General features: G+C 51.0%; 18 protein-coding genes. 10 read left to right on the plus strand and 8 right to left on the minus strand.

The genetic code is table 11. The annotated features are described in order from the left end of the window. The gene (locus SIB68_RS10525; protein WP_413681831.1) at positions 1-2,187 is read left to right on the plus strand and encodes a glycosyltransferase; all 2,187 of its coding nucleotides are present in this window, start codon (positions 1-3) and stop codon (positions 2,185-2,187) included. A gap of 22 nt (positions 2,188-2,209) precedes the next feature. Here the strand turns inward: SIB68_RS10525 and SIB68_RS10530 are convergent, their stop codons facing one another. Further along, positions 2,210-3,118, minus strand: a complete 909-nt coding sequence (locus tag SIB68_RS10530; RefSeq protein WP_063400965.1) for a 2OG-Fe(II) oxygenase — start codon at positions 3,116-3,118, stop codon at positions 2,210-2,212. Positions 3,119-3,233: 115 nt separating this feature from the next. On the opposite strand from SIB68_RS10530, the gene SIB68_RS10535 reads away from it, so the two are divergent. Both SIB68_RS10535 and SIB68_RS10540 read left to right on the plus strand, forming a co-directional pair. Further along, complete coding sequence (locus SIB68_RS10535; protein ID WP_063400964.1) at positions 3,234-5,618, plus strand: UvrD-helicase domain-containing protein; 2,385 nt, start codon at positions 3,234-3,236, stop codon at positions 5,616-5,618. A 63-nt stretch (positions 5,619-5,681) separates the two neighbouring features. Then, positions 5,682-5,909: a hypothetical protein gene (locus tag SIB68_RS10540; RefSeq protein WP_063400963.1), complete on the plus strand. Its 228-nt coding sequence runs from the start codon at positions 5,682-5,684 to the stop codon at positions 5,907-5,909. A 244-nt stretch (positions 5,910-6,153) separates the two neighbouring features. On the opposite strand, the gene SIB68_RS10545 is transcribed toward SIB68_RS10540, so the two are convergent. After that, positions 6,154-7,218, minus strand: coding sequence for a hypothetical protein (locus SIB68_RS10545; protein ID WP_063400962.1), 1,065 nt, complete (start codon positions 7,216-7,218; stop codon positions 6,154-6,156). Positions 7,219-8,003: 785 nt separating this feature from the next. On the opposite strand from SIB68_RS10545, the gene SIB68_RS10550 reads away from it, so the two are divergent. Continuing rightward, a complete protein-coding gene (locus SIB68_RS10550; RefSeq protein ID WP_155724988.1) occupies positions 8,004-9,362 on the plus strand; it encodes a hypothetical protein in 1,359 nt (452 codons plus the stop codon). Continuing rightward, on the plus strand, positions 9,359-10,453 hold the full coding sequence (locus tag SIB68_RS10555) for a glycosyltransferase (RefSeq protein ID WP_063400960.1): 1,095 nt from the start codon (positions 9,359-9,361) through the stop codon (positions 10,451-10,453). The genes SIB68_RS10550 and SIB68_RS10555 overlap by 4 nt, the downstream gene beginning before the upstream one ends. A 4-nt stretch (positions 10,454-10,457) precedes the next feature. On the opposite strand, the gene SIB68_RS10560 is transcribed toward SIB68_RS10555, so the two are convergent. Together SIB68_RS10560 and kdsA are read right to left on the minus strand one after the other, a co-directional pair. Next, entirely contained in the window at positions 10,458-11,126 is a 669-nt protein-coding gene (locus tag SIB68_RS10560) for a hypothetical protein (protein WP_063400959.1), read from the minus strand. A gap of 394 nt (positions 11,127-11,520) precedes the next feature. Next, a complete protein-coding gene (gene kdsA, locus SIB68_RS10565) occupies positions 11,521-12,372 on the minus strand; it encodes a 3-deoxy-8-phosphooctulonate synthase (RefSeq protein WP_063400958.1) in 852 nt (283 codons plus the stop codon). 527 nt (positions 12,373-12,899) lie between these two features. On the opposite strand from kdsA, the gene SIB68_RS10570 reads away from it, so the two are divergent. Both SIB68_RS10570 and kdsB read left to right on the plus strand, forming a co-directional pair. Continuing rightward, entirely contained in the window at positions 12,900-13,613 is a 714-nt protein-coding gene (locus SIB68_RS10570; RefSeq protein WP_063400956.1) for a glycosyltransferase, read from the plus strand. A 5-nt stretch (positions 13,614-13,618) separates the two neighbouring features. Beyond that, the gene (gene kdsB, locus SIB68_RS10575) at positions 13,619-14,425 is read left to right on the plus strand and encodes a 3-deoxy-manno-octulosonate cytidylyltransferase (RefSeq protein WP_063401143.1); all 807 of its coding nucleotides are present in this window, start codon (positions 13,619-13,621) and stop codon (positions 14,423-14,425) included. A 257-nt stretch (positions 14,426-14,682) separates the two neighbouring features. Here kdsB and SIB68_RS10580 read toward each other — a convergent pair whose 3' ends face one another. From SIB68_RS10580 to SIB68_RS10590, 3 genes are all read right to left on the minus strand, one after another. Further along, on the minus strand, positions 14,683-14,964 hold the full coding sequence (locus tag SIB68_RS10580; RefSeq protein ID WP_236069094.1) for a hypothetical protein: 282 nt from the start codon (positions 14,962-14,964) through the stop codon (positions 14,683-14,685). 337 nt (positions 14,965-15,301) lie between these two features. After that, positions 15,302-15,898: a KdsC family phosphatase gene (locus SIB68_RS10585; protein ID WP_063400955.1), complete on the minus strand. Its 597-nt coding sequence runs from the start codon at positions 15,896-15,898 to the stop codon at positions 15,302-15,304. Further along, positions 15,895-16,938 carry a KpsF/GutQ family sugar-phosphate isomerase gene (locus SIB68_RS10590; RefSeq protein ID WP_081215544.1) on the minus strand — a complete coding sequence of 348 codons (1,044 nt, stop codon included), beginning with the start codon at positions 16,936-16,938 and terminating at the stop codon, positions 15,895-15,897. Before SIB68_RS10590 ends, SIB68_RS10585 begins: the two co-directional genes overlap by 4 nt. On the opposite strand from SIB68_RS10590, the gene SIB68_RS10595 reads away from it, so the two are divergent. The 3 genes from SIB68_RS10595 (at position 16,937) to SIB68_RS10605 (ending at position 19,433) form a co-directional block, all read left to right on the plus strand. Beyond that, complete coding sequence (locus tag SIB68_RS10595) at positions 16,937-18,196, plus strand: CCA tRNA nucleotidyltransferase (protein ID WP_063400953.1); 1,260 nt, start codon at positions 16,937-16,939, stop codon at positions 18,194-18,196. The two genes, SIB68_RS10590 and SIB68_RS10595, sit on opposite strands and share 2 nt — an antisense overlap. A gap of 155 nt (positions 18,197-18,351) precedes the next feature. Further along, the gene (locus SIB68_RS10600; protein WP_236069092.1) at positions 18,352-18,879 is read left to right on the plus strand and encodes a hypothetical protein; all 528 of its coding nucleotides are present in this window, start codon (positions 18,352-18,354) and stop codon (positions 18,877-18,879) included. A 131-nt stretch (positions 18,880-19,010) separates the two neighbouring features. After that, a complete protein-coding gene (locus tag SIB68_RS10605) occupies positions 19,011-19,433 on the plus strand; it encodes a hypothetical protein (protein ID WP_413681832.1) in 423 nt (140 codons plus the stop codon). Positions 19,434-19,631: 198 nt separating this feature from the next. Here the strand turns inward: SIB68_RS10605 and selD are convergent, their stop codons facing one another. Beyond that, on the minus strand, positions 19,632-21,824 hold the full coding sequence (selD, locus tag SIB68_RS10610; protein WP_063400952.1) for a selenide, water dikinase SelD: 2,193 nt from the start codon (positions 21,822-21,824) through the stop codon (positions 19,632-19,634). Between the last annotated feature and the right edge of the window lie 5 nt (positions 21,825-21,829).

Consider the following 21,829-nt stretch of genomic DNA (forward strand, 5'->3'; position numbering starts at 1 on the left):
TTGGGGGGTGCAGAGCGTATTGCCTTGAAGTGGATTGCTTGGTTGCAGGATATGGGGCATGAGGTAACTCTTTTATTAGGATTCCCGCCTGATGAAGTATTTTTCCAGGCGCCGCCTGGCCTTCAAGTAGTTACCCGCCCTATTGGATCAAAAGAGTCGACTTGGAGATGGCTGCGAAGTTATTTAGCCAAGTATCCACCTGATCTAGCAATTGGTGTTTCCACCAGGCCATCGATTAACTTGCTATTGGCCAATGTAGGTAAACCCTGGCGTGTCATTGTTGCAGAGGTTAATTATCCACCGGCAAAAATATTGCCATTATCGTGGTGGATTTTACGCAGAATTCTTTATCCAAGAGCAGCTCTGCATCAGGTCCAAACTTTAAGAATCGGTCAGTGGCTTGAAGATTCAGGCTTGACTAGCCATTGGCGGATTGTGTCTAATCCAGTGGAATGGCCTTTGCCGATCCAGGACCCTTGCATTTCTCCTGAATCTTGTCTACCGGCTAAAGCACAGGTTATTTTGGCTGTAGGGACTAAGCCTCATCAAAAGGGATTTGATCGATTATTGCAGGCCTTTAGTTTGCTTGCCAATGATCATCCGAATTGCTGGCTTGTTATCGCGGGTGTTCATCAGAGTCATCCTTACTTGCGTCAGACTCTTTCCGCTCATGTCAACGGTCAAAGCCGGCGTCTGTTAATTAGACGTGTCGGGAATGTGGGCGATTGGTATGAAAGAGCTGATCTTTTTGTCCTTAGTTCAAGGTTTGAAGGCTGCCCCAATGTGCTTATGGAAGCAATGGCATCTGGGACAGCATGTCTTGCCATTGATTGTCCAACAGGGCCTCGAGAGTTGATACAACATGGCGTTAATGGTGAATTACTACCTGAAAACGTTGATGCGCAGAAGTTGGGAAACTCTATTGCAACCTTGATTGAGAACCCTTTAAAGCTTGAACGTTTTGGGCGAGAAGCTCGAAGGATCCGTGAGTTGTATTCACCGTCTGTAGTTCGCAAGCAGTTTGAGGATGTTGTTCAGCAGGCTTTGGACCCTCTTGTGATGGTATTCGCACCCACTAGATGTTCTCCTTCGGAGACATTTATCCGGAGCAATCTTGCTGCAATGCCTTTGCGGCAAATTGCTTTTTTTGGCGATGAATACGCTGGAACTTCAAATAGTCCTGGGCAAATGGCCTATGGCGTTGCAATTTTCCTTAGCAAGGTCTGCACACGTCTTGGTCTTCAGCGATTGGCAACTTTGCCATCATCATTCATCGCTTATTGGCTGATCCGTTGTCATAGGCCAGACGTGATTCTTGTTGAATTTGGTTTCCATGCAGTGCGGGTCATGGATGCTGTTCGCTGGAGTGGCGTGCCTCTTGTTGTGCATTTCCGGGGTTCTGATGCATCCGCAGACAGGCGTTTGAGATTGTTGCAGGAGCGCTATAGGCGTCTGATGCGTATCGCATCAGCATTCATCGTTAAGAGTCGGCCCATGAAAGTCGTTTTGGAGGAGCTTGGGGCAGATTCTGAACGGATCACAATCAGCCCTTCTGGGGCAAACCCCACTTTGTTTTACGGAGCTTCGCCTGCAAATGCACCACCCCGAGTGTTGTTTGTCGGTCGATTAGTTGAGAAGAAGGCTCCCTTAGATGCGCTTGAGGCTTTTGCAATGGTTCAGCAGCGTTCTGAGTTGCCACTGCATTTGGATTTCATTGGTGAGGGTCCCCTGCGACCGGCTTTGGAGGTGCGCATCCGAGAACTGGGCCTCGAGGGTCAGGTGGAATTGCTGGGATTTCAGTCACCTGCCCAGGTAGCCGCATCGATGCGGCAGGTGCGCTGCCTGCTGCTGCCCTCCCGGGTCGCGGCGGATGGTGATTCCGAGGGATGCCCCGTGGCCGTGCTCGAGGCGCAGATGGCCGGGTTGCCTGTGGTCTCGACCCGTCATGCGGGGATCCCGGAGGTGGTGCTTGAGGAGCGCACCGCTTTCCTTGCAGAAGAAGGGGATCTGGAGGCGTTGGCGTATGGGTTGCTGAGGCTGCTGGAGCATCCAGCTCTGGCGGCGCAGATGGGGCATGCCGCGCAGCGGCATGCCCGCGAGCGGTTCACGGTGGGGAATCACATCTCCACCGTGGCATCTGTGCTGGGCCACGCTGCAGCCCAGTGTCACCGTAGCCGTCATTCCTGATCAGCAGTCTTGTGACTGGATCTCATCTGAGCCTCTTGCTGTTGATGAAGTTGTAGATCTCGCCACTGCTGCCGATTTCGCTCAGCACTTTGCTGATAGTGCTCAGTCCCGCCTGACGGGCCAGCTTCGCTGCACGGTGAGCAAGGCGAAGGTTCAGTTCATGTCTGCGATGAAGATGTCGCTGGGGATCCCAGAGTTTGAGATTGGACTGTTTGGTGATTTCGATGGAGAGGTTGATCAGGCGCCTGTCATGAGTAGTGATGTCGCGGGATGAGACCCCGTGAATCGCCAAGTGGGTGGGCACGAAGAAAACAGCTGTGTTGGAGGCGTAGGGAATCGAGCGAATCTTGGTTAAATAGCGGGAGGGGATTCGTCTCTTTGCCGACATGTAGCGGGTTCGGTTGGGGTTTCGGAGCGCATAGATATCGAGGGCTCCGCCTTCTCCTTGATCGCGATCGTCTCTCAGGTAAATGAGCCCTGCCAAAAGTTCCTTGGGGTTGTCGCAATGGGGGCCTAACTGCGTTGTGCCCTCCATGGTGCAGGGAGAGGTTGCCCGCCCATCTCCTCGAGATTCAGTGTGGTCGATCAGCTCCTGAAGGTGAGGCTGCAGATGGGGGGGGAGATGGGGATGAATGAACTGGATTAGGTCTTGCTTCTGTGCTGTCCAGGCGGATGCGACCGTGTTGAGTTCCGTCAGGTCGGCTGGAAGTGATGTGAATTCCCAGGGATAGGCCGTGTTCTGTGTGTAAGGAGTGTTGGGTTTGGTAAAATGATGGATTGCCTGGCTTGTGGGGAAGCGGCTGGCGAGCGGTTTGAGTAGCGCTTCGGGAAGGAAGTTACGGCAGATCCAGAGTGGAAATGTCTCGGGATGAAATTCGGCTTGCTTGAGTTGTTCCGAGAATGAAAAATGGGAACTGCAGGTATCGCTCATTGTTTGTCTTTTCTGGCCTGGATTCTAAGAGGCTTGATTTCAATCCATTTTTTACAAGGACCCCAAGCGGCAGAAGCGCCGCCTTGGCGCTGTTGAGGCTCTGTAGCCTCTGCTCATGAGCTTTCTGGCCGGCCTCAACGACGCCCAGCGCAGGGCGGTGGATCACCACGAAGGGCCGCTGTTGGTCGTAGCGGGTGCCGGCAGCGGCAAGACCCGGGCCCTCACCCATCGCATCGCCCACCTAATCGGTGAGCATGGCGCCGATCCGGTTCAGATTCTGGCGGTGACCTTCACCAACAAGGCCGCCCGAGAGATGAAGGAGCGGCTGGAGTTGTTGCTGGCCCAGCGCCTGGCTCAGAGCCAGTACGGCCAGCCCTGGAGCACGCTGCCGCCGGTGGAGCAGCGTCAACTGCGTTCGCGCATCTACCGGGAGGTGACTAAGGAGCTGTGGATCGGCACCTTCCATGCGCTGTTTTCGCGCATGCTGCGTTTTGATATCGACAAGTTCAAAGATCCGGAGGGCCTCACCTGGACCAAGCAATTCTCAATTTATGACGAGGCTGATGCCCAGAGCCTGGTGAAGGAGATCGTCACTCAGGATCTTCAGCTAGACCCAAAGCGTTTTGAGCCGAAGAAGGTGCGTTGGGCGATCAGCAACGCCAAGAACCAGGGATGGCTGCCTGATGAGCTGGAGGCCAATGCAGAAGGCCAGCGGGGCAAGCTTACCGCTGAGACCTATCGCCGTTACCGAAAGGCTCTTGCGGCGAACAATGCACTCGATTTCGACGATCTTCTGTTGTTACCAGTGCAGTTGCTACAACAGAACGAGCAGGTTCGCGGCTATTGGCATCGCCGCTTCCGTCACGTGTTGGTGGATGAGTATCAGGACACCAACCGTACCCAGTACGAGCTGATCAAGCTTCTGGTGCTTGATGGTCGAGATCCTCAGAGTTACGACGATTGGCAGGGGCGTTCAATATTTGTGGTCGGTGATGCCGATCAGAGTATCTACAGCTTCCGGGCTGCGGATTTCACCATCTTGATGGGATTTCAGGACGATTTTGGTGATCAGGCTCCGGAGGACTCCACACGGACGATGGTCAAGTTGGAGGAGAATTATCGTTCCACTGCAACGATCCTTGAGGCTGCCAATGCGCTGATTGCGAACAACACCGAACGGATCGAAAAGGTATTGCGACCGACGCGTAGCGAAGGAGAGCTGATCACACTCACTCGTTGTGATGATGAGATTGCCGAGGCCGAAGCAGTGGTGCATCGGCTGAGGATGTTGGAGTCTGCAAACCCAGAACTCAGTTGGGGGGATATGGCGGTGCTTTACCGCACCAATGCCCAATCACGCGCCATTGAAGAATCATTGGTTCGTTGGGGAATTCCATATTTGGTGGTGGGTGGCCTTCGCTTTTATGACAGACGTGAGATCAAAGATGTGTTGGCGTATCTGAGGCTTCTTGTTAACCCAGCAGACGGTGTAAGTCTTTTGCGTGTTATCAATGTGCCTAAGCGGGGAATTGGTAAAACCACTATTCAGCGCTTAACCGATGCGGCTAATCAGCTTGGGATCCCGCTTTGGGATGTGGTCAGTGATCCGGAAGCCGTGCGTTCTTTGGGTGGTCGTTCATCCAAGGGTCTTTTGCAGTTTTGTGAGCTAGTTAATGATTTGCAGCGGCAGATTCAGGAGTCTTCACCTGCGGAATTGATTCAGCAGGTGATGGAGAAGAGTGGCTACGTGAGTGAGCTGATTGCAGATGGAACTGATGAGGCGGAGGAGCGGCGTCGCAATTTGCAGGAATTAGTCAATGCAGGTCTTCAGTATCAAGAGGAGAACGAGGAAGGTGATTTAGAGGGCTTTCTGGCTAGTGCTGCTCTGTCAAGCGATGCCGACAGCAAAGACACTGCGGCCGACCGGGTCACCTTGATGACCCTGCATAGCAGTAAGGGGCTTGAGTTTCCCGTCGTTTCTCTAGTGGGCCTGGAGCAGGGACTGTTCCCGAGCTATCGCTCGCTAGATGATCCGGCTTCGCTGGAGGAGGAGCGTCGTCTTTGTTATGTAGGGATTACCCGGGCTAAAGAGCGGCTGTTCATTTTTCACGCCTGTGAGCGACGGCTCTGGGGAGGCATGCGTGAGGCTGCCGTGCCATCAGTTTTTCTTTCGGAACTGCCTGAAGCACTAGTGCATGGTGACGTCCCTCAGAGCGGAGGGGCCGCCATGCGTCGTGAACGTCATCTGGAAAGACTGACGCGTGTGGATCGTCAGCGGCCTAGTGCACCGCCGGCAAATGCTGTTCGACGTCGACAGACTAATTCCGCTTCTAGTCGCCGCTGGGCCGTTGGTGATCGGGTTACGCACTCCAGCTTCGGTGTTGGTGAAATTACACATACCTTCGGCAGTGGTCAAAAGGTTTCAATTGCGGTGAAGTTTGTAGGGATGGGGCCAAAGATTCTTGACCCCCGTCTTGCGCCGATAGAACCATTGGAGTGAGGTGATAAGAGAATTGGGCTACTTATCCCTGAAAATGATTGCCTTGAAAAGGCAGCGCTGCTGTTGATTCGCACTTTGGGTCATAGCCGGCGTCAAGGTGCTCGATCTTGTCAACAGACCAATCCTCAGAGGATTGGTCTTGTAGAGGCAGTTCGCCTTTTGCGTAACCCTGCTTCGAGAGAGGGTGGAAAAGGCCTTGCATTTCTTTTGGATGGAGGTTGCTTTGAACTGCTGTGTGCCCTTTGGCAAGGTGGTCGCGGTTGGAACAGTTTTTCCCTTGGTTGGCTTTGAAGGACCACTCTTTTCAGTAAGTACCAGTCACGGAGCTGCTGAGCTGTGGTCAAGTACCACGATCCGATATCTATGGCTCAGGTTTGTGGGGGATTTTGTACTTCTGTTCAGTAAATATTGCTCTGGCTGTTTGCCTGGTTGACCAACGCTGCCTTCGCGTTGTTTTTTGGCTTGATGTCTGCTGACTGACTTCAACCTCTGTCTTATTGCAAGCAATAGTATTCTTATGAGTTGAAGGACTGAATTAACGGCCTAGTATTTGAGCGATCTCAGCAGGGGAAGGCTGAATACTCAATCCCCAGTAAGGATCTAGTAGTTGATGTATTGCTAAGGCTTGCTGATCAAACGGTAATTTCAGTGCAGAGATTAATTCTTCGCTCAAGCGTTGTCTTTCCTGCCATTCGATCTGCTCCTCTTGTGCTTTGGTAGCTGTCAACAGACTTAGATCCTGCTTAGCTGTGACATTGATCCAGTGCAGATTTTTTTTTAAAGCTGTGGCGTAACCCAAATGTGTGCCGAAAGCATTGCTTGCTAATCCATCACTAAGTTCCAGAAGTGTGCGCAGTGAGTCTAGAAACCAGGGGTTTGAGCGGTGGCCATTGCAGGCGGTGATCCAACCATCTGGAATAGGTAGGCTCAGAGGATCTTTCCAGTGCCGTAGCCAAACCACTTTTAAGTAACCATATTGATCAGCAATGGAGCTGACTGCATCGATACAGGCCTTTAGATCCATGGATCGTTCCACTTGATCCCAGCTGTGGGCTAGCACCACCAGTAGGGTTTTGCCCCAGTGTTCGCGATATAGCTGCAGCTGCTTAGCAGTGAGCAAAGGTTTTGCGAAGCGAATCCATGGTCCAATCGGGTGAGCAGGGACAGCCTGTTCTTCCTGTAACCATCGAGCACGTAATGGACCCATGCAAAGGTAGCCTTGCTTTGCCCAGGCTTTTGGCGCTTCAAAACGTGAGCTTTTTGCAACTTTGAGGCCGTGTTCCAAGAGCACTTCAAGCGGGGCTCCAACTAGTGGCAAACCGCAATAGCGTTTCAACTGAATATCGTGGCCGTAGTGGTGCGATGAAGGTTCTCGTTCGCGTCGATTGGGGGTGAAAAAAGCTTTTTGCGCGTCAGGCTTTTGGAATTGGTCTTGGTGCCAAAGGTCATGGCAGAGATTGGGTTGTATCGGATTGCCTTGGTAGGCCTGATGGACCAATCCCTGCCAAGCCTTCAAGGCCTCCCATTCCGAACGAGCCAAGCGTGTCCTGAACAGGATGCGTCCCCAAGCGATGGTCTGCCAGCGCAGGGTGTCTTTCATAGAATGCTTTGAAAAAGCAGAACAGCTACCACGGTGTTGATGGCAGGGATCTGCTTATACATGGCTTCAAGGCGATTTATTTGAACCATGCTTGGTTCACTGAAGTTCTGATCAGGGTAGAGATGCATTGCCATAAAAAGCTCGTTTGTGCTGAAAGCTATGGCGACGCGAGAAAAAGTGGATACGAATTGCCTCGGCTTGCCGATGGTTTCATCGAGTGGTAGCCATAAAAAATCTCATGATTCCGAAGTGCCTGCAGTTGCTGAACTCTGTAGAAATCAACTAGTAGGATGCTTAGTTTGAAGCTGTTAACCCTTTCGGTTAGCGATAGCTGCAAAGTCGTAGATTTGATGTCTGTTTCTTAGATCTCTTTACTCAATGGTAGATGGTTGGAGAGGAGAGTGAGGAGCAGAACTTTCCCATGCTGATGACGTTGTTGTTGACTTTCACCCTTGTTGCAACAGCAAGCAGAGGATGATTGCAGCGGATGATCCTTCTTCGGTGACATACAGCCGAGATCATGATTTCAGCTCATTGATGGGCTAGCAGCCAGTGTGAGGGGTGTAGCAATAGAGATGACATCAACAGTCTCATGATTAGTACAGTCTTATTATTCCCTTTAGGTGAAATAGATCGATGAGATCTATAGTGATTACGGTTTTGATTCGCATGGGTTCTTCTCTACCTGAGAATACAGTTGTTAACGCTATAGGAGCAATGCCTTTGTACTTTAATATGTCTGAACAGTTCATTTCAGAGCAACCACTAGTCAGAGAGGAATTCTCATGACATCAACATCGCCAAGCAGCTCAACCGGCCCATGTTGGTTGATGTACATACCCTGGTTACTTGGCGTAACGATTTGCTTGTTGTTATTTAATGCGGCTTTGGGAAATGCGGGAAATTCTCTGAACCATTTGGCCTCAACATGCAATGTTCGCTTGCTTGATTCTGTGCATTCATGGCATGAATTTGGTTTTTGGGAGCTTGGTGGTCTGATGACTTTTCGAAAATTATTGGTGACTCTGCCTTCATCAATACCTAAGGATCTTTATTCCTCACAGTCCACCTTATATATTGTGCCCCATTATTTCGCCTACCAGTTGGCTGGAGTGGTTGGATTTTGGCAAGTAATTCGGGCTTCTGCTTATGCATCTGCAGCTTTAATTTCTCTTTCTGTTGCCACGCTGTCATGGCTAATTATTGAAGAACGTTCTCGTTCAATTTCGACCCCTCGTTATATTTTGGGTTTGGTCTTATTTGCTGCTTTTGCTGTTGTCTTCCCAAGCGAGGGTATTTGGGGAGCGTTGTGGAATAGCGATGACCGGGCTCTTTCTTCTGTCCTAGTGGCTGTTAGTGCATCATGCTTGGCGTTGGCGATCCGTTTGAGGAGTGCTTGGCTTCATATACTTTCAGCGGTGCTGTTGGTGATTGCTGCAATTGGCTGCCCAAGGATGGGAGTGATGTGTGCAATCACAGTGCTGATTGGTCGCTATGCATTGGAATTGAAAGACTCTTTTGTTCGCGCTATCTATTCTTGGTCAATGGCATTGGCTCTTTTCGCTTCTAGTGCGATGCATTATATCCGTCTTGCTGTAGTTGATTTGACAGGACGCTTCATTTTAGGTGGTAGCTCCATGCTCGACCGTTTTGGCTTTATTCATAAAACAAAAGGCAAAGCTCAATCAGATTTGGATTATGAATCAATAGCTCAGTCTTTTGGTTTTGCATGGAGGCAATCTGAATTGATGATTGACAAGATATCAAAAGTCGCTAGCTTTGAGCACCTTCTTCTGTACCTTTTGGCAGGTACTGGCTTGATTGCATTGATTACTTACTGTAACCATGTGAATTCTCTATATTCAGGTTCACTTGCAATCGTAACAGCTCCCCCGTTACTCTGGTGTGTTTTGATTAACCAGTCGGTAGCAGAGCATCCAGATATTCATGCCATTACGTGGACAGCAGCTTTAGGTCTGGGCTTGGTTTATCTCGTCGCCTGTCTCGCAATTGCTCTTCGCAATCGTTTGGGTTTGTTTTGTAGCGTTATAGGGGGAAGTTGGATTGCTTACTGGTTATTCCTTTGGCAAGTTCAATACTTTCTGCGAGCGTATCCCGCGTTGCGATCTGCGTATCCTTTATGAAAGCTCTGAAGCAAGCACTTCTGTATGTATTCAAGCGCATTTTACGCGTAATCAAAGGCCAGCAGTATAAGCGGCTATTTGATGCATCGGCAGGTAAGCAACCTTGTCTGGTTGCTTACCTGCCGATGCAAAATCGGGGATGGATTCTCTATTTCCTTTGGAGAGATCTTCAGGCGCAGTTTAGTTGCATTAAATCGGTTGGCTGTGAGATTGCTGGGGATGAAGCTGAGTTGCGCCAATTTATCGGTCGTCACGATATCTATGTAGTGGCTATGGGTTTGAAGTTTTTAGATGAACTTATTGAGTTTGGAGTACCTGAAAAGCGTATTGTCTTTTATCATACTCATGTGCGCTTGGGTTTACCACTTGATCGGATTGATCGGCTTCATGCAGTGCTTGTTTTAAATCACTTTGAAAAAGAATTGGTGTCTATGCGTAAGGTTAAGAAAGAACGGATTCATGTTTTTCCTGCTGGATACGACCCCTGTTTATTTGCAGGAAATGACCAAGATGGGTTTTCTCAACAGTGTGGCGAGCGTAATATCGATGTTTTATTTGTTGGCCGTTATCGTGAAGGCCCTGATGGTTATTACCATAAGCGTAAACGTTATGGCTTGCAGGTACAGATAGTCAATCGTTTGATTATGATGGGCCTAAATGTAGCCATACTAGGCCATGATTGGGAGTGTTGTGAATATTCTCTTGATCAACGCGTTAGCTTGATTGATCTACCACATTCTGAGACCCCTAAAGTTTATCAGAATTCTCGCTTGGTTTGCTCGGTGGCGGCTCAGGAGGGTGGTCCTGTTTCTTTCCTAGAAGGAATGGCTAGTGGCTGCTTGATGCTGTCATCTCCAACAGGCTTCCCAGCAGATATTCAGTCAGGCGAGCTTGGAAGTTGGCTGATGCCCTTACGAGCGGACTGTGAGGCTTGGTGTATGCAAATTACAATGCTGTTGTCTAACAATGAGCTTCTTAATGAGGATGTTTTTCGCCAACGCTTTGAGATTTTGAGACCCGCTCAGTTTTCTGCTCTTGCTCGTCAACTCGTTTCGATTTGCTTCTCTGGCCATCATTCTGAGATGAATTAATTATTTAGGTTGACTTACTCGCTATAAACCTCTCGAATTTTCGTAGTCTTCGGATAGACAAAGTTGTTTTGAGAAGTGAGTTATAAACGATGTCTAGGGCCTCTTGGCTTGAATGAGCATGGACGTTTTCGCCAAGGATTTTTTGTAGCGGATGAAGACTTGAAAGTTCAACTGGAATTCCTTTTAGGATGAAACGTAGCGCAAGCATTGAAGTTGGACAGTAAACCTTATCGATAGAGTTGTATTGAAAGGTCTTTTTTTTGTACGGTCTTTTTTGCTTTTCTCTTTCGCCTGTTTGAGTCAAATTAATTTCTAGAGGCTTGTACGAGTTGTATATGTTTTTTGAATCATGCCTGTCTTTGATCCTCTCAATTAGCTCCTGGTTGAAATTTTCGCGGTTGATTGAGCGCAACGCTAGTAATACTGGTGCCGGGTTGATTAGAAGAATGTTGGATGAGTTTTTGATGCCGAAGTCTTTAATTGTTTTCCCGGTCAGCATGATTTGATCTTCTCCTTGTTGTTCTTTTAGGTATGAGTAGAGAGCATTCTTATGCTTATTTTCGAGTAGATCTTGACCTGGAAATTTGAGTGTTTGGAGTTCTTTGCTAAAGCGGCTTGCACGAAATAGGCCAAACTTATGACTTTTTGGAGCATAGGCGTGATCAAGGATCACCAGCCTTTCAAGAGCAGCTTTTTGAGCACTTGATGGGCCTAATAGGATCGTTCTGGCGAATGTACCTAGATAGCCGAAAGTTATCTTTTTGTGATTCGAATATAGATCTGATGTGAGGTAGCGAAAGCTTGTGAATGGGTGTGATCTTCTGCACAGTGTGCGGACACGTGGATCGGACTTCGGGTGACTTGGGAGAAAGTATTGAATCATAGTCTCGCTATGCATTGCTAGAGACATCTGCTTGTGTAGATGATAAATTTAATCAAGACTTTATGACAAGAAGTATTTTGTGCATGGACCCAGATCTTAATATTCAAAAGCAATTCTCTAAATATCTTACCCGATAATTAAGATTGCTCCCATTTGGAGAGCAAGGGTTCTTGATTCTTTGTATTTATTCAATGGTTAATTTGTCCATGGCTTTGACTAGATCATCAACTAATTTAACTTGTCCCAAGAAAGCCTCAAGAAGTGTTAGAGGAAGCGCACTTGGACCATCACATAAAGCTTTGTTGGGATCGGGATGAGATTCAAGGAATAACCCCGCAAGCCCAACGGCCATGCCAGCACGGGCGAGTTCAAGAACTTGTGAACGCCGGCCGCCCGAGGCGGCTCCACCAGCATCGCGGCATTGCAATGCATGGGTGACATCGAAAATCAGGGGCAAATCATTGCAGGTCTGCTTCATGACTCCAAAGCCCAGCATGTCGACAACTAGATTGTCGTAGCCAAAGTTGGAGCCACGTTCACAAAGAAGCAATTTAGTGTTGCCACATTCGCGAAATTTTTCAGTAATATTTTTCATTTGCTCTGGGCTCAGGAATTGTGGCTTCTTGATATTGATCACGGCATTTGTTTCTGCCATCGCCCGCACAAGATCTGTTTGGCGTGCCAGGAAGGCAGGAAGTTGAATTACGTCGCAAATGGCGGCAGCTTCAGAGGCCTCTTCTGGTGAGTGAACATCAGTTAAAACCGGGATTTTATATGTTTCTTTCACGGCTTTTAATATGTTAAGACCTGTTTTTATTCCTGGACCTCGATACGAATGAATTGAAGAACGATTGGCTTTATCGTAAGAGGCTTTGAAGATAAATGGAATGCCTAGCCGTTGACAAACTTCAACATAGTGACCGGCCACGTTGATGGCAAAATCAAGACTTTCAAGCACATTCACCCCGCCGATCAATACGAAGGGTTGGTCGTTGCCAACGCTAATACCATCTATTGAGACGCTAGTACTTGTCATCTTGATTGTTCGTTTTGATGTTCTGTATTGAGTGTAGCCGGCTTGGGCAATCGACGGTATTTTTGTGATTTTTGGATGACCTTGATCACGGTGATATGGAATTGCTGAACTGCCTTTGCTTGTCTGATATCTTTTTGTAGCCTTTCTAGGTTTGTCTTGATACTAGTGAATGATTGTTGGCTGGAAATTATGAGGCTTGCCATAGTATGTTCTACGCGAATATCGGCTGGCTCAGCATTGAATTAAAGGCCATAGTGGTGAGGTAAAAAATGTTTTAATCGAGAACAGATCTTCTTCTCCTGCTTTGGAGAATCGCAGCCTTGCCATTCTTGAATCGGAGACATTGCTTTGGATGTGCTTCCTGCTGCTGTTCGTTGGTTGGGCTTCATTGCTTTTGTCATCATGCTCAAGTCATAGGGCTACGACGTTGAATTTTGTTGCGCCTGATTCGGCTTGGGTGTCTGCTCCATTGAGTTAGTGAGACGAGAAAGGTTTACGCTCATTTTCATGAGCGAAACATGTGAGTCATGACCACGCCGATACCGATTTATATCGGTTACGACCCGCGTGAAAGAGCTGCAACCAATGTTCTGATTGACAGTCTTTACCAGCACAGCTCGATGCCGCTGGCAATCACCCCTTTGGTCACTCCTCAGCTAGAAGGCCAGGGCTTGTTTCGGCGGGAGCGCGATCCGAAGCAAAGCACGGCATTCTCCTTCACGAGATTTCTTGTGCCGAAGCTGATGGATTATCAAGGCTGGGCGATTTTTATGGATTGCGACATGCTTTGTCGTGGTGATATCGCGGAGCTATGGGCACAGCGAGATGAACAGATGGCCGTGATGTGCGTTAAGCATCAGCATGAGCCAGGAGAAACGAAAAAATTCTTGGGTGAGGTGCAGAGCCCCTACCCGAAAAAAAACTGGAGCTCGCTAATGATGCTGAACTGCTGTCGTTGCAAAGCGCTCACAGTTGATTACGTGAATAGGGCTACGGGTTTGGATTTGCATCGTTTTCACTGGCTTGCAGGTGATCATGAGATTGGAGCTCTTGATGGTGTGCTTTGGAACCACTTGGTTGCTGTACAGGAGGACCTTGAGCTGTCAGATGAGCAGATACGACCCCAGTTACTGCATTGGACTCTGGGTGGACCATGGTTCCGCGATCAGCGAACAATGGGTGGCGCCTTAGCGGCTGAATGGTTTAGTGCTCGTGATGATGCGATGAAGCTTTGGGATTAATGCCGATGGGAGTTCAACGCAGTGTCGTGGCCGTGCCTGCAAGGCTTGAATCATCGCGATTACCTAATAAGGTTCTGGCAGATATTGGCGGGATGCCAATGCTGCAGCGTGTTCTTGAGCGCTGTAGTCAGGCTCATGGGCCCACGGCGGTTGTCCTTTGCACGGATAGTGATCGATTGAAAGAGATGGCGGAAGACTGGGGTTTCCCGGTGTTGATGACTTCGGCTTCATGCAGTTCAGGTAGCGAAAGAATTGCTTCGGTTGCCGATCATTTGGTTGCCATGGCCTGGGATGAGCAAGCTGATCGTTGGGAGCAGCAGCAGCAGCAACAGCGGTTGGCTATGACTGCAGTGATCAATGTGCAAGGGGATCAGCCGTTCTTGGATCCAGCGGTGGTGACGACAATGGCGATGGATTTCGAGCAGAGAGAGATTGTTCCAGCTGTGATAACCCCGGTTTACCGACTCAAGCCCGAGACCATCCATAACCCAAATGTTGTCAAGACGTTGATTGCTCAGGATGGACGTGCTCTTTACTTCTCCCGCTCAGCAATTCCGCATGTGCGTGATGTGGACCCTTTGGATTGGCATCGCCATACCACCTACTGGGGGCATGTGGGGATGTATGGCTTTCGAGGAGATGTGTTGGCTGGTTGGGCGGATCTACCACCATCCCCTCTTGAGGATGTGGAGCGTCTTGAACAGCTGCGATTAATTGAGGCTGGCTATACGATTGCCACATTTACTGTCGAAGGATCATCTCTTTCTGTTGATACGAAGGAGCAGTTGGAGGAGGCTAGGAAGTTTTGCTGAAATCATGACTGTGAAGCCAAGGTGAATGGCATTTATTGGTCTCTGAGCCAAGTTGCAGATGTTGACCATATTGAGTCAATATTGACATTCGTTAATTGATTTTTGACTGCGTGGTAGATAGGCGATTGCCACAGCCCTAGCTGCTCTAAAATGTCTTCTGGTATTAGAGTATCTGTAGCACTTGCATTAATCTTTTGTCCCCAGCGTGGCTTTTGGTAGTTAATGTCTAGGAATTTGCATAGGTTCGCGTAAGTTTTCTATGTGAACAATGTTTCGTAGAAGCTGATGAAGTAGTTTTCGTGACCAAAGGCTTCGTCTAGGGCACCCAAGGTCTGCACATAATTACTGCGAATCGAGACTTGTTTTGGCAGTTTTTTAACAAGAGAACGAAGGCTTTCTATTGCCTCGTCTGGGGATAGTTGGCAGCGTTTACGCAGTTTCATGCGTTGGCTGGAAATCACTCGTTCAATGGGGTCACGCATCAGAAAAACCGGCCGAACAGGAATCCCGCGTTGCGTAAATTCACGTTTGATTGTCATCAGGGTATTGGCGCTTAGGCATGAATAGGAGGGGGGTAATGTCTCCGGTTAGGTTGATATAAGGTTGGCTTAGCAGACTGCAGAAGTAGTCGTAATAGCGTTCAGTATCCTTGAAGAAGCGTTGGCGACGCCAAGTGCGTGGCTTGAGCCATGAACCTTGTTGTTGCCTATAGCGGACTAGCTTTGGAACAGTTAATGCATCGTGGATGTGATATTCCTTGTAGAAGCCAAAATGTGAATCGGCTCTGTTATGTAGCTGTAATGGAGCAACGACGTGCCGGTTTTTTGCGCGCCAACCACGAGAAGGAAGACACCTTGTTGTGTCGTCGAGTTTGTTTTAGGCATTGCGGTCCTTCCAGCCTTTTTTGCGCAGTTGATGCCATTGACCACGGGCTTTTAGTAGGCGTTCTGCGAGTTCTCGCACTGCACCATGCCCCCCACGGCGTTGGAGCACGGCATCGGCTTGGGATCGAAGGGGACGACAGGCATCCGCAGGGGCTAGTAAGAGCTTGACCAGAGGGCGCACGATCAGGTCATTGAGGTCGTCGCCGATAAAGGCGGTCTGTGATGGGGCGAGGTTTAACTGCTGTTGCAGTTCGGACAGCGCTGCTGTTTTGTCTTTGATTCCCACTAAGCAATGCTGAATGTCCAGTTGTTTAGCGCGAAATTCGGTTGCACCTCCTTTGCCACCGCTGAGGAAAGCAAGGGTCAGCCCTTCTTGTTGGAGCAGTCTTAGTCCCAGTCCATCGCGCACATCAAATCGCTTTTGCAGTTCACCGTGAGCATCAAGCCATAGCCCACCATCGGTAAGGACTCCATCAACATCCATCACCAGTAGATCGATGGAAGCTAATGCCTTCCACTGCAGTCGCCATTGCAGCTCTCGGTTCCAGTAACGGGGGTGGGTTCGAGAGATCAGGGTGGTGCCGCTCATGTCAGCCCTGCTTGAATCAGATCATGAAGCCGTAGCAGCCCGAGCAGCTGTCGGCCATTGCTTGCTGCTGAAACCACAGGTAAGACCGAGACCGGCTTGCGACGATTACGTTCCATCTGTTTAATCGCTTCCACAACGAGTAAATCAGCTTCCACAGTGATGGGATCTTTTGTCATCAAGTCAATGGCACTCAGTGAGGCCCATTTTTCGGCTGGATGATTGCGAAGGGCACGACGCAAGTCACCATCAGTGATGATTCCTAGTAGGCGGCCAGGATGGTTGGGATCCTCAACCCAACCACTGCCAATCCCATCGCGGGTCAGTCCGCTAATGACCTCTTGAAAGGGGGTATTAGGAGTTAACGGATGAAGTTTTTTAGTGGGCACCATTAAATCTTCTGCAGTGCTTGTCAGTTTTTTACCCAGCGCACCGGCTGGATGATTGATAGCGAAGTCGGTTGGTGAGATGCCCCGACGTTCCATCCACACTGCGGCAAGTGCATCGCCAACTGCCATGGCCACAGCTGTGCTGGCAGTTGGCGCTAGATTCAATGGACACACTTCACGATCGACGCTGGCTTCAAGCACCACATCGCTACCGTCGGCAAGTGAGCTATTGCGACGACCCACCAGGGCGATTCTTGACGTGCCACGTCGTTTGAGATGAGGCATTATTTCTAAAAGCTCAGCAGTTTCACCGCTGTTGGAGAGCATGAGGCAGACGTCCTCTTGGGCTACCACTCCCAGATCGCCATGCATTGCATCGAGTGGGTTGAGGTAAATCGCCATTAGGCCGATAGACGAAAAGGTGGCGGCGATTTTGCGGGCCACGATGCCGCTCTTCCCAACACCAGTAATGACAAGTTTTGCGCCTTGATTAGCGCAGTCCTCGAGTAGGGCCAAGGCCTGTTCAACTTCTGCTGTCCCTAGTCGTTCGGCAGCGGCGGCGATGGCGGCGGCCTCTTCCTGCAGGCAGCGGGTGAGGGCAGACAAACTGTAAGTTCGTGATGATGCGGTAATTCTCCTGCATACCACCGCCATGGAGAGTCTGTTGAAGCCAGAGCCTGGATTCGATGGACCAGGTTTGCCAATGGGTTTGTTGGCGGTACTGCAGCAAGTTGCGTCAGAGGTTGGGATTAAACGCCTTGCCTTGGTGGGTGGTGCGGTTCGAGATGGCCTGTTGCATCGGGTTCATTTTGATCCCTGGCGAGGTTTGCCTGATCTCGATTTGGTGGTGGAGGGTTCAGCGGTGGTTTTAGCCAAGGCGCTTCGCCGGCATGTAGGGCCAGAGCAGTTGCCGCAGCTGCGTGTGCATGGGGCTTACGGAACGGTGGAACTTGTGGTTGATGGGTTATTGCTTGATTTAGCCACTGCGCGGCAAGAAACCTATGCATCTCCTGGACAAAACCCGCAGGTCAAGGAGGGTCTTCTCGAAGAAGACTTAGCCCGAAGGGACTTCACGGTGAATGCCATGGCTTTGGAGTTGCCAGGGATGACCTTGTTAGATCCCCATGATGGTTGGGCGGCTTTAGCCAAGCGTCAGCTGGTTTTTTTACACTTAAACAGTGTCGCGGACGATCCGACGCGAGTCGTGCGAGGGGCCCGTTATGCGGCCCGGCTTGGTTTTGTATTGGCGCCTGAGGCTCTCGCTCAGGTGCGCTCCACTCTTCAATCCTGGCCTTGGGCTTGGCGTCCTGGCGAAGCGCCGAAGCTGGCACCGCCAGCCCTTTCAACGCGGTTGCGGATGGAGTTGGAGTTGTTGTTGGAAAGGGAGCCTTGGCAGAAGGCAGTGGCTTATTTGCAGGACTGGGGAGCTCTGGTGTTACTTGATGAGGACCTTCAGGCTGATCAAAACTGGCATCGTCGAATGCGCTGGGCCTGGCGTTTGGAGCTGCCGTTGCTGACAGCATTGGTGGCCGGAGCTGCGGACCCTCTGGCTATGGCAGAACGCTTGCAGCTGCCACAATTGCAGCAAAGGTTGTTGGCGGAAGCGGCCGAATTGCAGATTTTGTTGGCTTCGCTAGAGGTCGCTGAGAGTTTGTCGACGTGGTCGCCCGCTCGCTGGTGCGAAACCCTGGAGGGCAATGGTTGGCAGCCAGAGGCGGTGGCTCTTTGCGTTTGCTTGGGTGTACCGATGTGGCGACCCTTGCTGCGTTGGTGGGGGCGTTGGCGGCAGGTGAAGTCTCCTGTATCGGCACAGGCTTTGATTGATCAGGGCTGGCGACCCGGTCCAGCTTTGGGGGCCGAATTACAGCGGCTCAGGCTGGAGCTGATCGATCAGCAGGTGGCGTTGAGGTGATGTTCTTCTGGCGGCGCTTTGGGCTGGGAGTAGTGGTCATCCTGGTCTGTGTGGCATTTGCCTTGAAGGCTCTTTTGTTGGTGGATCTCACCAGCTTGTGGAGTGATGTGCTTTAAAGCGTTGACAAGAGTTTTCTGCCGACTTTCAGGGATCTGTTGGCAATGCTCCGCAATGACACCCATCCGCCGGTTTATTACAGCCTGCTCTGTTTCTGGGGTCAGATCGTTGGGCAGAACGCTGTGACGTTGCGATTGCTTTCCTGGTTGGCCTATGGGCTTGGTGGAATTGTGATGGTGTTTCAGGCAGGCGCCTTGGCTCAGGCAATAGGTTTGTCGCGGGGTAGGAGATTGTGCCTTGCGGCATTGCTGGCTTTTTGCAGTTCCTATCCGGTGCGTTTTGCGATCGATGGCAAGAGTTGTGCCTCTTTGGTGTTGTTTGTGGGGCTTGCTTGGTGGCGGCGACGACGGCTTGGGATCTATGGCAGCAGCGCTGGCGGCTGGGCGACAAAGCCACACTGGCTTTGCTTCCTGCTTTGGTTTGGATTGCTTACGCGGCTGCTTATCTTTTTCGTGATTGCACGGGTAGCTGGTTGGTTCAGCCAGGTTTCGCTCTGCTTGAGGAGACCTTGGCAAGGGCCCTTGGTCCTTGGCCCTTCCCGAAAATTGAGTCGTTTGTCTTGCTGATGCCGGCTTTGCGTCGATGGGGTCGAATTTCTGCTGGTCATGATGGTGATGAAGGCCATAGAAGGGATTGACAGCCAGCTGTAGTTGCTGGTTCTCTTTTGGATCAGAGCGGTTTGATCCCATCCGCGTTGATGCTTCTGGCCGTAGTGGCCGTGTCGTTTCTGAAGCCGTTGGCTTTTAGCCGCTACTTCTTGGTGCTGGTGCCGGCGGCTCTGCCTTTGATTGCGGTGAAGTTGGGGGGTCTTCGACTCAACCTCCGAGGTAGTGCCTTAGTTCTTGTCGCTTTGACGGCCCTAACTGTTTTGTGGTGGCAGCAGAGCTATATAGGGCTTCACCCTGGCCTCGGCACTGCCGGTGGTAGCGAACAAGACAATTCTCGTGCGATTAGCCAATCACTAGCCGGCCATGTGGAGCGCTATGGACGGCGGTCGAGGTTACTTAATTTGAGTGATCATATGGAAGTTGCGGCTGGTCGGATGCTTAGCAATCCAATGCCTTGGGTGATGCTGCTGCTCTGCAGAAACGATTGGATAAACCACCTTTACCATCGGTGATCTGGCTTGCGAGTAGTGGTCCTGACCAATCAATGCGTCGGCGGCTCAAGCCTCTGATTAAGAGAGCTGAAAGAGGGGGGTATGAATGTCGGGAGGATGGCCCATAGATTGAGTACAGACGCATCTTGCGTTGCACGTTGACGACGTCCAATGTTGGTGACTATCAGTAGCTAACTTCAATTGAATGAGCAGCAACCACTACATCGGCTGAACCTGGCCGATGCGTTGCCAAGGCCCGTCCCTGAGCAGCTCTGAGGCGATCTTGGTTGAACAGGCCAGGAGTAATGGGCCGCAGGTTTGTGGATCCACCATGAGTTCGAGCAGTGCCTGGTGGTGTTCACTGCCTGGTGTTACATCGTTCAGTGCAATTTCGATCGGTGGGGGTTCGCCGTTGATGCTTGGATTGAGCAAGTGCCAGTTGCGGCGATTGGCTGGGGCCAGGGTGCTCGAATAGCCAGCTTTGAGTAGCGGTAGAGCACCCTGCAGGGAGGGAATGGCGGCGGCTTCGAGGATGAGACGTAGAGGTTGTAGCCCTGCTCTATGGCGTTGGTGATTGCTTGCACTGAGCATTTCACCGAGATGGCCCAGTAGTCCGAAGCCGGTGATGTCGGTACATGCATGAATGGTTTGCATTCCTGTATGTCTCTCTTCAAGGCTGCGCAGCGCTGTCAGGAGGTTGTGCTGGCTGATTGTCATCTGCGCAAGTGCAGCGTCGAGATCCTCTGGGTGAGCTTCTCCTGCCATGGCTGCAGCAAAGATCACGCCGCTGCCTATGGGGCGGCTGAGGAGCAGGACATCTCCCGATTGCAGCTTGCCTTTGCTCCAAGGCACACGCCCAGAAGCCACCTTGCCGTTAACGCTAAGGGTGAGCTGGATCCCAAGATTGATTGGTTGGGGCGGAATGCTGCGGGCTTCGAGGGTATGCCCTCCAATTAATTTGGCGCCTTGCGGTTCGAGGGTTGATTGGATTCCTTTGAGCGTTTGGACCAACAACTCTTGTTGAAGTTCAGAAGACACCTTGGGCAGGGTGATGACCGCCTGTGCAGAGATCACATGCGCACCACTGGCCCAAAGATCTGAGCAGGCATGCAGTGTGGTTAAGCGACCATTAAGCCAGGGGTCGCTGATCAGTGCAGGGAAACCATCGACACTTTGCAGCAAGCTGTCGCCTGATGATGTGCTGGCAATCAAGGCAGCGTCCTCAGGTTGTTGCCCAAGAGCTCCTAGGCCTGCCTGCTTTAGGGCATCGTTTAAAGGCTTTTCAGCCAATTTGGCTGCGCAACCTCGGCAAGCCATGCCCTCCTGTCGCTTGAGAACGCCGCTCATGCTTGGGAGTTCGTTAAAGCTCCCCATGAAGCGCCGATCGATAGCTTCTTTCCAGTACCAAAGCCAGGGATGGGGCCCGATGATCAGGTTGCCCCAAAAAGCCCAGGCGGTGAACCTCCCGGAGGTCAGCTGACCTCCCAGTATTTGCAAGGCAAGCTGTTGTGGCTGCCATGGACGGGTGGGTTGTCTACGGCTGAGCCGCTCTAGGTTTTGGGCAAGAGGCTTTGCGGCTTGCACGGCCCATACCCCTGCGGCTGGCCGCTGGGCCTTATCAATCACCGCACAGTCGCCGACGGCGAAGCAGTGGGGATGGTTGATGACTTGAAGTGTCTTAGTGGTGCGAACACGCCCAAAGGGATCCACGGGAAAGCCACTGGTAGCAAGCCAAGCGGGGGCTTGGCTGCCAGTGCAGAGCAGGGCGGGGCCACTCAAGGGAGTTCCGCTTGGCACTATTACGATTGCGGCCCTGGAGAGGGCTTGTTTTAGAGCTGGTCTGGGTTGCCCATGATGCGCCTGCAGATTTAAAGGGCGCTTGGGCCAGCGTTGACGAAGGGCGAGCGCCACTTCTACTCCCGCCAGGCCAGCCCCGATCACCGTCAGTGGCGTGGAATCATTGAGCAGCACCTGATTGTCTTGCTGTTCAAGCCATGCCAGGGCAGGCTCCAAAGGCTTGATTGGCATTGCCAGTGCAGCCTGGCTTCGTTCAAGGTAAGGGCCCTTGTTGAAGGTTTCGGCGCCCACATCAAAACTAATTCGTTGGAAATGTATGGGAGGACGCTTGGCGAGGAGCAGGCGATTGTTGTGGGCCTCCACTGCTGTGATTTCGGCAATGATGAGTGCTACGCCAGCTCGGTCGGTGAGGCGACGGAGGTCGATTGCGATTTCACTGTGTCTGTAATGACCGGCAATGAGACCAGGCACCATGCCGGAGTAGAGGGTGCTGCTGTGGCGGTTGATCAGGGTGATCAGTCCTGCAGGTCGGAGTTGGGGACGCATGGCCCAGCGACGCAGCATCAGGGCATGGCTATGTCCCCCCCCGGCCAGAACGAGGTGATCAGCCGTCATGGTTT

The organism is Prochlorococcus sp. MIT 1323 (assembly GCF_047304905.1).
Taxonomy (GTDB): Bacteria; Cyanobacteriota; Cyanobacteriia; order PCC-6307; family Cyanobiaceae; genus Prochlorococcus; species Prochlorococcus marinus_D.